Source organism: Vibrio sp. Isolate33, from assembly GCF_022397895.1.
Taxonomy (GTDB): Bacteria; Pseudomonadota; Gammaproteobacteria; order Enterobacterales; family Vibrionaceae; genus Vibrio; species Vibrio pomeroyi.
This window is the reverse complement of record NZ_JAKEUP010000014.1, coordinates 80,367-93,532: the sequence shown is the minus strand read 5'-3', so window position 1 is coordinate 93,532 and position 13,166 is coordinate 80,367. Positions and strand designations below refer to the sequence as shown.

Below are 13,166 nucleotides of genomic sequence, written 5' to 3'. Positions count from 1 at the left end.
ATTTATGATACTCTTGCTTCCTCTCACACGCCATGCAGTGATCGAACTCTTTGTCACAAATTAAACAAATGAATAACAACGAATTTCGCTCTATCCAAATCAAGCCGCTTGAATATCAATCAACTTTAGCTAAACAGCTGTTTTCTCATATTGAAAGCCTGCCGTGGGCAATGCTATTACGCTCTGCCTCAGAAAGCCACGTTGATAGTCGATACGACATTTTAGTTGCTCAACCCATCGCCACCTTTGAAACGATCGGTGCAAAAACCACCGTTAATGTTAATGAGACATGCGAGGTTTCAGAGTCTGGTCCTTTCGAACTACTCGACCAATATCAGCAGCGATTATTACCTGCAACCAAAGACCACCCTGAATTGCCATTCGTTGGCGGCGCATTGGGCTACTTTAGCTATGATTTAGGGCGCAGAGTGGAAACGCTTCCGTCTCTGGCAAAGCGTGATATTGAAGCGCCCGACATGGCGGTTGGGTTGTATGAATGGGCAATCGTGGTTGATCACAAGCTTAAAAAAGCGTGTGTGGTTGGACAGAATATCGAGGCTCACTGGAATTGGTTATCTGAGCAGCAAGACAAGCCTCACGCAGCAGAATTTAGCCTAACGACACCGTGGCAATCGAACATGAGCGAACAGAGCTATGCGGACAAGTTCGATTGCGTTCAAGAGTATCTGCTATCTGGTGACTGTTATCAGATCAACTTGGCTCAGCGCTTCAATGCCAAATACCAAGGCAGCGAATGGTTGGCCTACGAAAAACTAGAGCAGTACAACTCCGCTCCGTTTTCTGGTTTCATCCGTTTGGCGAACAGTGCCATTATCAGTGTCTCACCCGAGCGTTTTTTAGAGCTTAAAGACAACGTGATTGAGACTAAGCCGATTAAAGGCACACGTCCTCGTTCTGAAGACCCTATGATTGATGATGCGAACGCACAAGACTTAGCGAGTGCTGATAAAGATCAGGCTGAAAACCTGATGATTGTTGACCTACTTCGCAATGATATCGGCCGAGTAGCAAAGCCGGGCACAGTTCATGTACCGAAACTGTTCGATATTGAAAGCTTCCCAGCTGTGCACCACCTAGTGAGCACAATACGAGCTGACCTGGACTATCAATATTCAGCGACGGATTTATTAAGAGCTTGTTTCCCTGGCGGTTCGATTACTGGCGCACCAAAAGTGCGCGCCATGCAGATCATTGAAGAGTTAGAGCCTCATCGTAGATCTGCTTATTGCGGCAGTATTGGTTACATCAGCCGAAACGGCAGAATGGACACCAGCATCACCATTCGTACCTTAGTAGCAGAGAACAACACGCTTTATGCTTGGGCTGGCGGTGGTGTGGTGTTTGATAGTGATTGCGCTTCTGAATACCAAGAGACGCTAGACAAGCTAAGCCGTATCCTACCTGTGCTTGAAGAGTGCTAAGTTAAGGAAACGCTAAAAGCATAAGAAAGCCGAAGTCATCTAAGTGATCACTTCGGCTTTTTAGTATCTCAAATTATATATGGATACGATCAGGCGGCATTGGACGGTGTCATGCCCCACTTTTTAAGCATCTCTTTTAGATCATTGGCGGTGTATGGCTTACTTAGAATGTCATCCATCCCACACTTGATACAACGCTCTCGCTCTTCCAACGTGGTTCCGGCAGTCAGTGCCACAATCGATTTGGCGTAACCTTTCTCTCTGAGCTTTTCTGTCGCTTCAAAGCCGTCCATGACGGGCATTCTGCAATCCATAAATACGATGTCGTATTCGTTGTCTGAAGCAAGCTCTAGCCCTTCGATTCCATTAGTGGCAATAGCAGGCTCTATCTCGTATTTGCGTAGCATTTGCTGGATGATGATCTGGTTCATCTTAATATCATCAACCACCAGCACTTTAAGCAGTGACAATTCCGCCTCTGACTCAAAGCCTTTAGTGACACTGTCATTCTCTGCTGGCACATCGACAACTTGAAGAGGAATCGAGATGGTAAAAGTCGTGCCTGAGCCAACAACACTGGTCACGCTAATATCACCGTGCATCAAACCTACTAGCTTACGACAGATGGCGAGACCAAGCCCAGTCCCTTCGTAGTTTCGACTACTTGAATTATCCGCCTGAGTAAAAGGTTCAAACAGTGTCTTATGAGAGGATTGAGCGATCCCAACTCCAGTGTCCTCTACGGAAAAAATAAATTGGTCTCTCAACCATTTAATCTCAACGCTCACATGTCCTTTATCCGTGAACTTGATGGCGTTTCCAATCAAGTTTACGAACAGTTGAGTAATACGCTCTAAGTCACCATAGAAATGGCTCGGTACACCTTTGTCTACATCAACATCAAACTTAAGCTGCTTTTCAAGTGCTCGATTGGTAAAGATACTATCGATAGTATTTCTCAAATCATGAAGCGCGAACTTCTTCGGTATTAACTCCAACATTCCCGCGTTGATTTTACTGTAATCCAATAGGTCATTAATGATGGTTCTTAGAAATTCGCCAGACTGGCTTAGGTTATTCACTATCTCACGCTGAGAGCTGTTCAGTTCGGTATCGCTGATCAATTCGGCACTACCTAGTAGGCCATTAAGCGGGGTTCTTAATTCGTGGTTGATCATTGCGACAAAGTCACGCGTTGCTCTTTCAGATTCTTCTGCTCGTTTACGTGATTCAATGTTTCGATTGATAGCAAGCTGGTGGGTTAAGGCACTACAAATAAGGTCGGTAACTAACAACAGTTGGCTTTGGATGAATTCGAAATCTTGGTCTAACACCCTGACCTTCACAATTAACGCGCCGACTATGACTTTTTCAACCTCTAATGGCACGGTAAGGTGGTTGCCTTGCCAATGAGGCTCTTGAATATCTTGCTCTATCACCTCGACGGTTTCATCACCATAGTCATAAGTGTGTAATTGAGGGAGCAGCTTGGGAGGCAAAATCAAACGACTGGATTCAATCAGATAACTGTTGGTCACACTTGTCGTCAATTGTGACAACATGACGTCATCAAGATCATTACTCAGAAAAGCGCGTCCGAAATCAATCAACAGGTTGTCGATTTGTTCTTGGAATTCAATGCGACGTATGTTTGCATTGGAACGCTTCTCTAACTGACGCAGTGCAAGCTCGAGTTGTTGGTTGGCCTCAAAAAGTTCAAGGCTCTTTTGTTCCAACAAAGCTTCTGCTGCTTTTCGCGCAGCAATTTGGCGTTTAAGTTTTTTCTCTAGGGCTGAGGCCGGATCCATATCACTTTTCTACTTTGAGATTAAACCTAACCACGCTCTGGTCATCATTTTGTGGCGTCATCTCCACCGCAATAGATTCACCGTGGTATTCAGCGCACCCTTCGATAAGCCCTAAACAAACATGAGACATACATCTTGCGCTTTTGTAGTCAAAAACAAGTTGTGCTTCGGTCGTGGTGATAAAACTGAATTCAGGTGGCTCAGCATCTGGATAAAGCTTCTTCACTTCAACGTGAATGTAGCGCTCTACGTGCTGAATAAATTGAAAGGTGGTATTGCTGTGAGCAAGGCTCGCTTTATTCGGCAATGAGGCTAATAAGTTCCTAAATACGGACTGCCCGAAAACGCGTTGCAAGCTTGCTGCATCTATATCGGTTTTTTTGCTCAGATTAATGATGAGTTTAACCAGATCTTTGTGGTCGTAACTTCCGACAGATGTGTAGATCCCTTCATCTTCTGACATCTCTAGAACTTCTTCCAAAAGCTCTAACCCAAACTTGTCTTCAACAAGCTCTAAAAATTCGGTGAATATGATTCCTTTCATCTCATACCTTTTCTTCTATTTCTTTTTAGAATGGTTCACTAAGTCATTGTTATCAAATTCTTAAACGCAAAATCTACGCTTCGTAACCCAATTTTATGACATGCGTAACGCTTACTCGCAGATGTGTACATATTGAATATAGCAAAAACCGGCATTTTAAGGATGTCAGTCACTACGTGGCCCTTAATTACGCCTAGTTAATCGCTAAACTAAAGGTAAGTAAATGAAGACACACTCAAAATTGGTAATCAGCCCACGGTTATGTCTATACTTAAAATCATAATAATCAATATATTGGCTTGATATGAATAAAGAAAATTTCCTTCAACAATTCCAACTAAACCCTACCGTTGGCTACCACCCTGAGTCTGTAGAGCGAGTTTCTCACATCAGTGGAGAAGAGCTTCGTAAGGCAGCAGTCGTTGTCGGTTTAGTTGAAAGAGAGGATGGTTTACATGTCATTTTTACTAAAAGAGCAGCACATCTTAAGCATCACCCAGGCCAAGTCAGCTTTCCGGGTGGCAAACATGAGCTTTCCGACCCATCTATGCAATTTACTGCACTAAGAGAACTGCACGAAGAGGTGGGTATTCGATCGGATCAGGTTAAAATTGTTGGGCAATTACCCGCCTTGAGTACCATTAGTAAATTTTCTGTTACGCCGATTGTCGCATTAGTTGATCCTGACTATAAACCCATCATAGATGAGAACGAAGTAGCCTCTATTTTTGAGGTTCCTGCCACTTATGTGTTAGACCAAGCGAAATTACACAGCCACATGGTCAACTTTAAACAAATCAAGCATCGCGTTTTTGCGATGCCCTTCCAAGAGCACCTAATTTGGGGCGTTACGGCTCAAATCATCCAATCACTACAACAGCATGTAGTGCAACGAATTACATAGCAACTACGTTTTGTTTAATCTCTGTTAACAAATCGCAAGCTTTGTATGGGACAGAATTATTAATGCAATTTTACGCAAACGTTTACCTGCTATAGATCTATACAACCCGCCCTTTCGCATAAAAAAAACTAATACCAAGCATAAACATAAATCACCTGTGGCACGCTATTTTCGTGATCAAAAATCCGTTTTTCGCATATCATGTGACACGCCGTTTCATTACATGATTTAGATCTATTTTTTGCAGACGAAAATTCTGCAGAATTAGCCCCGACTTATTTCCTGTTCCCAAAAAATGAGTAATTTAACATGAACACAACAACTTCTTCGGCAAATGCCGTTAAAGATTCAAGCAAGTTTAACTATAAAGATTTTACCTGGTGTTTATCACTATTCGGTACAGCAGTTGGTGCTGGCGTACTATTTCTTCCAATCAAAGCAGGTGCGGGTGGTTTTTGGCCATTAGTTATCCTAGCTCTAATCGCGGCACCAATGACTTGGTTCGCACACAAATCTCTAGCTCGTTTCGTACTGTCAGCTAAAAACCCTGAAGCAGATATTACAGACACAGTTGAAGAACACTTCGGTAAGACTGGCGCAAACATTATTACTTTCGCTTACTTCTTCGCTATCTACCCAATCGTTCTTATCTACGGTGTTGGTATCACAAACACAGTTGATTCTTTCCTAGTAAACCAAATGGGTATGGAATCTATTCCACGTCCTCTACTTTCTGGTGCACTTATCCTTGCTATGACAGCGGGTGTTGTATTCGGTAAAGAGCTGATGCTTAAAGCAACGTCAGCGATGGTTTACCCACTAGTATTCATCCTACTAGCACTGTCTTTCTACCTAGTTCCTGACTGGAACACTTCAATGATGGAAGTTAGCCCAGAATGGTCAACAATGCCTTCTATTATCTGGCTTGCAATTCCAATCATCGTGTTCTCTTTCAACCACAGCCCAATCATTTCACAGTTCTCTAAAGAGCAACGTCGTGTATACGGTGAAAACGCAGTTAAGAAAACTGACGCAATCACTGGCGGCGCAGCAATGATGCTGATGGGTTTTGTAATGTTCTTCGTATTCTCTGTAGTTCTTTCTCTATCTCCAGAGCAACTAGCAACAGCACAAGCACAGAACATCTCTGTTCTTTCTTACCTAGCAAACGTACATGAGTCTCCGCTTATCTCTTACATGGGTCCTCTAGTAGCGTTTGCAGCGATTACTTCAAGCTACTTCGGTCACTTCCTAGGTGCTCACGAAGGTCTTGTTGGTCTAATCAAGTCTCGCTCTGGTTCTTCAGTAAGCACTATCGAAAAAGCATCTCTAGCGTTCATCGTTGTTACAACTTGGATTGTTGCGGTAGTTAACCCAAGCATCCTAGGTATGATTGAAACAATGGGTGCTCCAATGATTGCAGCTATCCTGTTCCTAATGCCTGTATTCGCGATGCAAAAAGTACCAGCAATGGCTAAGTACAAAACTTCAGCACCTGTACAAATCTTTACAGCTTTATGTGGTCTAGCGGCTATTAGTTCTGTAATCTACGGCGCTCTTTAATCTTAAGCACTTTTTATAAGATGGCTTTCATCTTATATCGCGAGATTAGACACAAAATATAATGATAATAAATGAGCCTCCCTACTCCCCTTGGGAGGCTCTCTTTTTGAGGTAATCGCTATGATTAGTGTATTTGATATCTATAAAATCGGTGTTGGTCCATCGAGCTCACACACAGTTGGACCAATGAAAGCGGGTAAAGAATTTATTGATGACCTACGTTCAATGGGAAAATTGCGCGACATCACTAAAATCACCGTGGACGTATATGGATCACTATCACTGACAGGGAAAGGTCACCACACAGATATCGCAATCATCATGGGTCTTGCTGGCAATACTCCTGAGCGTGTTGATATCGATTCTATTGCTGGCTTCATTGCTCGCGTAGAAGAAACTGAACGCCTTCCTGTTGGCATGCACTGTCATACAGTATCGTTCCCACGCGATGGCGGTATGAACTTCCATACTAGCAACCTTTCTCTACACGAGAATGGCATGAGCATTCACGCTTGGGTTGACGACGAAGTAGCATACTCAAAAACTTACTACTCAATTGGTGGCGGTTTCATCGTTGACGAAGAGAACTTCGGCAAAGAAGAAGAAAACCCAATCAAAGCACCTTACGAATTTACAACGGCTGAAGAGCTGGTTAATCAGTGCAAAGAAAGCGGTCTTTCTATCAGTACACTGGTTATGAAAAACCAAGCGGCTTTCCACTCAGACGAAGAGTCTCGTACTTACTTCGCAAACATCTGGAAAACGATGCGTGAGTGTATGGATCGCGGTATGAATACTGAAGGTATCCTGCCTGGTCCACTGCGTGTACCTCGTCGTGCTGCAGCACTTCGCCAACAGCTGATCACTTCAGAGAAAACAACAAACGATCCAATGACGGTTGTTGACTGGGTGAACATGTTTGCTTTCGCAGTAAACGAAGAAAACGCTGCGGGCGGTCGTGTAGTAACGGCTCCAACAAACGGCGCATGTGGCATCATCCCTGCTGTATTGGCTTACTACGATAAGTTCATCCAAACAGTGACAGAGAAAGACTACACTCGTTATTTCGCAGCTTCTGGCGCGATCGGTGGCCTATACAAGCGTAACGCTTCTATCTCTGGTGCTGAAGTTGGCTGTCAGGGTGAAGTTGGTGTGGCATGTTCTATGGCTGCTGCTGGTCTTGCTGAGCTTATGGGTGGTAGCCCTGAGCAAGTATGTATGGCTGCAGAAATTGGCATGGAACACAACTTAGGTCTTACATGTGACCCAGTTGCAGGCCAAGTACAAGTACCATGTATCGAGCGTAACGGTATTGCTGCAGTGAAAGCAATCAACTCTGCTCGTATGGCACTTCGTCGTTCTTCTGCTCCTACTGTTTCTCTAGATAAAGTTATCGAAACGATGCTAGAAACAGGTAAAGACATGAACGCTAAATATCGTGAGACTTCTCAAGGTGGTTTGGCAGTTAAGGTTGTTTGTTAATCATTCTGAATTAATAAACCGACAATAAAAAAGGAACGCCGGTGCGTTCCTTTTTTGTATCTGAAGCTTTTGGAGCTAAAGCTTTGTGACTGATTACTTCAACCGACCAAATAGTTGTTTTAAATCACTTGCGAGATAAGCAAGAAGCAACCAAACAGCAATGAGAAAAGCATCATTGGTTTGCCACCTTCCGCGCTGTATCTGTCTTCCGCTACTTTCATAAAGCGTTGCTTATGAACCATTACCAGAGGAACAAACACCGCCAAGAACACCAAGATGATACCTGCGTAGTTCAACACCTGTAGGAACTTGTCTGCTGCAAGCAATGAACCCGCTAGCGGCAAGATGAAGCTAATGCAGTAAGTCACCGCTGTGTTTTGGTTGAACATGTCTTTGTTCTGGTTGAACAGTGCCATCGCCACACCAAAGAAAGAAGTCAACAAGGCTAGACCAGTGAACGTAGAAAGCACATTACCCACCCAAGGAGATTGAGCCTCAAACGCCGCCATCAAATCAGAGACATTTTTAAAGCTGCGGAATTGCTCTTCACTCAGGTTACCGACCACAGCAAATAACCAGCATAAGTAACATACTAGTGGGATCAGAGAACCAACAATCACCATATTGCGCAGCTGTTTGTCTGTCGCTTCGTGGTTGTAAGACACCAAAGTAGGAATCACGACCATAAAGCCAAAGCTGGTGAACAGAATTGCGCTGGTTTTGATCAGGTCAACGTGATTGTGGCTGGTTACCTGCATCAAGTTTTCTTGCGTCATGCTTGGCGCCAAAAACGCCATGGTTGCAAACAAGCTTGCTAGCATCACAAAGAACAATGCACGGTTCAGTTTATCAATCACACCTGTACCACTTGCAACAACAGCACCAGCAAGCAAGGTAAACGTGATTTGGCTAGAGGTTGCGGTAATGTCTACACCGAAGTTAGACAGCAACTTACTCAGCAAGTCGCCCGCACCCAAAATGTAAGCCATTAATAGGCAGATTAATAACGCGTAAAGCAGGCCGTTGGTAAGCAACTGGCCTTGTTTGCCCAAGGTTTTTCGAGCAATAGAGTTCAATCCTAGACCGCCACCGGCTTTGATGGTCGCCTCTAGAAGTAATAGAGCTGCATAAGTGGTACCGAAACAGATCAGAACCATAAGCAATGTGCCGTAAAGTAATCCGAATTGAGCTAATACCATTGGGATCGCGAGCATACCAGCACCGAGAGCGGTACCAGCGATAATTAGGGAGCTACCCATCATTTTAATATTCATTATTTTTAACTTATTTGTTTAGTTTTTATAGGTGTGAGTCTTCGTACATCAAGTGGATGACAAAGGAATTCAGATAGAAATAAAGTTATAAAACGAATAACAATAGGAGCGATAAGCGGTAAAGAAGCGTGCAGAGACGTTGTCGAACAGGGCGTTCAAAGGGGAGCTTGTCTTAAGAGAGGTAAAACGAGAAGCGTGAGTAAGCGTTAACTGATGTGGTGAACCTTCCGTAGGTTCAATAATCGGCGATGTAATCTTGAATTTCATGTATGTGTCCAATAATTGATTCACATTCCATAGTATTTGAAGCAGCGTATCCGTTGCTGCCCTACCTCTAGCATTAGAGGTCGTTTCATCTTATCGAATGAGACTCGAAACACAACGCTATAGCCACAATTTTTGCTATTAAATTGAACAAAATAGCAGTTTGGACACTAATTAACCACCAAACCACATAAAACAATAATCATTACTGATAAAAATCAGAACGATAAATTCACCGACACCATTATCCACAATGCCTGTACAAAGAACGTTCAAAAACATATGACAGCCGCATAAATAGCACTCTTACCGAAACTATTCGCTGTCAATGCCCTAGCAATAGACCAAAAGTAGACGCGAGCTTATTTAAACCTCAAATACAGAATCAATTACAACACAAACTCGCTACATCACAGAAACATAACCACAACCGGAGTGTGGTCACACAATTCACTATACCCCATAGGTAGTAGGGTCTCTTACACGTAAAGTATGCGCGTCATTATAATTAATAAAAACAAACACCTTATGCGCTCAACAATCACTTTTAAAATCCTAGTGGCCCTCGCCATCGTGTTCACTTTTTTGCTCGCGATATCAACCTATTTTCAATATTCACAGCAAAAACAACTTGTTAATTCCGTGCTGAGTGAACAGCTACACGATAAAGCGAGTAACTATTTCGATAGCCTCAATATGATGATGCTGACTGGCACCATGGCACAGAAAGAAACCCTGCGTCAGAAAGCATTGGCACAAGAAGGTATTGAAGACGTTCGTGTATTACGCGCCGATGCTGTGAGCAAACTCTACGGCCCCGGCAATGACAACCAAACACCCGTTGATGATATTGATAAGCGCGCGCTAGCTGGTGAAACCGTCATCGAACCATTCTCTGCCGATTGGGGTAAAGGCTTAGTGATTGCCCTGCCAATGAAGTCGAGCGAAAACTATCGTGGCACCAACTGCGTAGCATGCCACATGGCCGCAGAAGGTGAAGTGTTGGGTGCTATTCGCTTGGAGTACAACCTTAGCCACGTAAATTCGTTGATTAATACTCAAACCATGGCAGCGATAGGGATTATGGCAGTGATCTCCTTTGCGGGTTTTGTACTGACGATGGGGCTGATTCGTAAGATCATTGTTCGCCCTCTTCAACAGACTTCTCGTTTTATGACGCAAGTTAGCAGCGACAAGAACCTATCGACCCGCTTACCAGCACAAAGCAAAGATGAGATTGGTACACTCGCCAATTCGATTAACTCCTTCATGGGCACAGTTTCTGACAGTTTAGAGAAGGTACAAGATACTTCGCACAAACTGAATGCGTCAGCCAACCAACTGACCAGCGTTGCACAAATTACCGAGCAAGCGGCGAGCGATCAGCAACATGAAACAGCGGAAGTACAAAACAATGTTGAAGGGATACAAGCTCAACAGGTTAATGTAGAACAAGCGACATTAACCGCATCCGACCTCATCAATCACACCGCCGATGTCGCATTCAAAAGTGCTACCCAAGCACATGATGCAAGCAGTGAAATCAAGAACCTAGTAACCAGCATCGAAGAAGTGAAGCACAAAATCCAGACACTCAATGAGCAAACCGGAGAAGTTTCTTCAATATTGAGTGTGATTCGTGGCATTGCCGATCAAACCAACCTTCTGGCACTCAATGCAGCCATTGAAGCCGCGCGCGCGGGTGAACAAGGTCGTGGTTTTGCCGTCGTTGCTGATGAAGTCCGTCATCTAGCATCAAGAACGGCAGAAGCAACAGGCAGTATTGAATCGATTATCCATCAGTTCCAGCAAGGCAGCGAAGAGTCATTAAACTCGGCAGACCACGTTTGCGAACAAGCACATCAAAGCTCAAGCGATATCGATGCTCTGTCTATTGAAATGAATGGTGTTGTAGAAGAAATGAAGCAAGTGTTGGCACATGCACAGAACATTCAACAGCAGACCCAATCCACCACACAGGCTACTAAAGATGTTCAGCAGAAAGTCGAAACCATCACTTCTCACGCTAATAACACATCGCAATCTGCGGCTGAAACCCGTGACATCAGTAATGACTTGGAAGAGCTGTCTGATCATCTTGAGTCGCTGATCAATCAATTCACCTTGTCTCAACCAAAGGTGAACTCAAAACCGAACTCGAAGACCATTATCAAATCTTAAGTTGATAGAGTTACGTGACTGCCAACCAACAAAAAAGCGCTCCTTCATGAGCGCTTTGTCTTCTTTAACTGTCTTTGCTGAGAGTTCGAGATCGGACTCAAACCAAACAGTGACTAGTGCGTAATTGAAACCGCCGTTAAGTCTTTATGCTTATGGTACATCGCATGTTTGAAGATGAGGTTCGCACTCACAGTATCCATTCCAGAGACTTCTACATAAGCCCCCTTCTTACGGAATTTGAACACCACCTTATCAAGCGCTTCAACCGAAGTGTTATCGAGGAAAGATGCATCGCTAATATCGATCGTCACCAAAGACGTTGCATTGTCGTAATCGAACAAGTCAACAAACGCATCAGAAGAAGCAAAGAACACATGACCTTTCACTCGGTGAATAGTGTGCAGCTTATTAGTGACCACTTCATCAGAAATAAAGACCATCGATTTGCTTGCATGGGCATAAAACAACGCAGACAGAACCACGCCCACCGCAACACCTATCGCTAGGTTATGGGTAAACACCACCACGATCACCGTCGCTAACATCGTCACGTTGGTAGGAAGCGTGTGATCTTTAAGTTCAACAATAGAACGCCAAGAGAAAGTGCCGATTGAAACCATGATCATCACGGACACCAACGCCGCCATTGGTATCAATCTCAACCAGTCAGACGCAAACACCACCATCAACAATAAAACCACACCGGCGATCATGCTTGATAGTCGGGTTAACCCACCAGATTTGATGTTGATGATCGATTGGCCGATCATGGCACAGCCAGCCATACCACCAAACAGTGAAGCTACAATATTGGCTACGCCCTGCCCTTTACATTCGTTGTTCTTGTTGCTTTCCGTATCAGTCAGGTCATCGACAATCGTTGCTGTCATCAAAGACTCCAGAATACCAACAACAGACAGAGCAATGGAGTACGGCAGTATGATTTCGAATGTCTCTAGCGTGAATGGGATGTTCGGGATTAAAAACGCAGGCATTGAATCTGGGAGCTTACCCATATCACCAATCGTTCTAACATCTAAACCAAGCATTAAGCTGATGATGGTAAGCAAAACAATCGCGACCAACGGTGAAGGTATCGCACGGCCATATTTAGGAAGATAAGGAAGCAGGTAAATAATGGCTAAGCCGAGAACAACTAATAGGTAAACACTCGAAGGCACGTTAATTAGCTCAGGGAGCTGAGCCAAAAAGATAAGAATAGCGAGTGCGTTAACAAATCCAGTGATCACCGATTTCGAAACAAAGTTCATCAAGTTGCCTAGCTTTAAATAACCCGCAGCAATTTGAATAAGACCAGCTAAAAATGAAGCCGCGAGTAGATATTCGAGTCCGTAGTCTTTCACTAGCGTGACCATAAGCAGCGCCATTGCGCCTGTTGCTCCGGATATCATTCCCGGACGACTGCCAACTAAGGCGGTGACCACACAAATACAGAATGAAGCATACAAGCCGACCTTAGGGTCGACGCCTGCAATAATAGAAAATGCGATGGCTTCAGGGATCAATGCGAGTGCAACCACAATCCCAGATAATGAATCTCCTTTAACGTTAGATAACCAGTGTTTTTTTAAATAATTAAGCATGTAATTCTCTTTTACTTGTACAGCCAGTCCTGCCTTGTTCAGACATAATTTGATCGACTGTTTTTCATGGAATGAGCGAGCGCTCGAAAAGTGCGGGTGT

General features: G+C 43.9%; 10 protein-coding genes. 5 read left to right on the top strand and 5 right to left on the bottom strand.

Annotation, left to right across the window (positions count from 1 at the left end; translation table 11 throughout):
• The first annotated feature begins 68 nt into the window (after positions 1 to 68).
• Positions 69 to 1,442: an aminodeoxychorismate synthase component I gene (gene pabB, locus L1D37_RS17955; protein WP_239848660.1), complete on the top strand. Its 1,374-nt coding sequence runs from the start codon at positions 69 to 71 to the stop codon at positions 1,440 to 1,442.
• An 89-nt stretch (positions 1,443 to 1,531) separates the two neighbouring features.
• Here pabB and L1D37_RS17950 read toward each other — a convergent pair whose 3' ends face one another.
• Together L1D37_RS17950 and L1D37_RS17945 are read right to left on the bottom strand one after the other, a co-directional pair.
• Positions 1,532 to 3,250 (bottom strand): ATP-binding protein, encoded by a 1,719-nt coding sequence (locus tag L1D37_RS17950; RefSeq protein ID WP_239848659.1) that lies wholly within the window; start codon positions 3,248 to 3,250, stop codon positions 1,532 to 1,534.
• 1 nt (position 3,251) lies between these two features.
• The gene (locus tag L1D37_RS17945; protein ID WP_239848658.1) at positions 3,252 to 3,794 is read right to left on the bottom strand and encodes a heme NO-binding domain-containing protein; all 543 of its coding nucleotides are present in this window, start codon (positions 3,792 to 3,794) and stop codon (positions 3,252 to 3,254) included.
• 304 nt (positions 3,795 to 4,098) lie between these two features.
• Between L1D37_RS17945 and L1D37_RS17940 the strand changes: the two genes are divergently transcribed.
• From L1D37_RS17940 to L1D37_RS17930, 3 genes are all read left to right on the top strand, one after another.
• Positions 4,099 to 4,698: a CoA pyrophosphatase gene (locus tag L1D37_RS17940; RefSeq protein WP_239848657.1), complete on the top strand. Its 600-nt coding sequence runs from the start codon at positions 4,099 to 4,101 to the stop codon at positions 4,696 to 4,698.
• 309 nt (positions 4,699 to 5,007) lie between these two features.
• Positions 5,008 to 6,261 carry an aromatic amino acid transport family protein gene (locus L1D37_RS17935; protein WP_239848656.1) on the top strand — a complete coding sequence of 418 codons (1,254 nt, stop codon included), beginning with the start codon at positions 5,008 to 5,010 and terminating at the stop codon, positions 6,259 to 6,261.
• A gap of 120 nt (positions 6,262 to 6,381) precedes the next feature.
• Complete coding sequence (locus L1D37_RS17930) at positions 6,382 to 7,743, top strand: L-serine ammonia-lyase (protein ID WP_176681506.1); 1,362 nt, start codon at positions 6,382 to 6,384, stop codon at positions 7,741 to 7,743.
• Between the two features lie 119 nt (positions 7,744 to 7,862).
• Here the strand turns inward: L1D37_RS17930 and L1D37_RS17925 are convergent, their stop codons facing one another.
• Both L1D37_RS17925 and L1D37_RS17920 read right to left on the bottom strand, forming a co-directional pair.
• Positions 7,863 to 9,005, bottom strand: coding sequence for an aromatic amino acid transport family protein (locus tag L1D37_RS17925; protein WP_239848704.1), 1,143 nt, complete (start codon positions 9,003 to 9,005; stop codon positions 7,863 to 7,865).
• Positions 9,006 to 9,086: 81 nt separating this feature from the next.
• Complete coding sequence (locus L1D37_RS17920) at positions 9,087 to 9,284, bottom strand: hypothetical protein (RefSeq protein ID WP_123923953.1); 198 nt, start codon at positions 9,282 to 9,284, stop codon at positions 9,087 to 9,089.
• A 525-nt stretch (positions 9,285 to 9,809) separates the two neighbouring features.
• Between L1D37_RS17920 and L1D37_RS17915 the strand changes: the two genes are divergently transcribed.
• Positions 9,810 to 11,462 (top strand): methyl-accepting chemotaxis protein, encoded by a 1,653-nt coding sequence (locus L1D37_RS17915; protein WP_239848655.1) that lies wholly within the window; start codon positions 9,810 to 9,812, stop codon positions 11,460 to 11,462.
• Positions 11,463 to 11,575: 113 nt separating this feature from the next.
• Here L1D37_RS17915 and L1D37_RS17910 read toward each other — a convergent pair whose 3' ends face one another.
• The gene (locus L1D37_RS17910) at positions 11,576 to 13,066 is read right to left on the bottom strand and encodes a SulP family inorganic anion transporter (RefSeq protein WP_239848654.1); all 1,491 of its coding nucleotides are present in this window, start codon (positions 13,064 to 13,066) and stop codon (positions 11,576 to 11,578) included.
• Positions 13,067 to 13,166 lie beyond the last annotated feature (100 nt).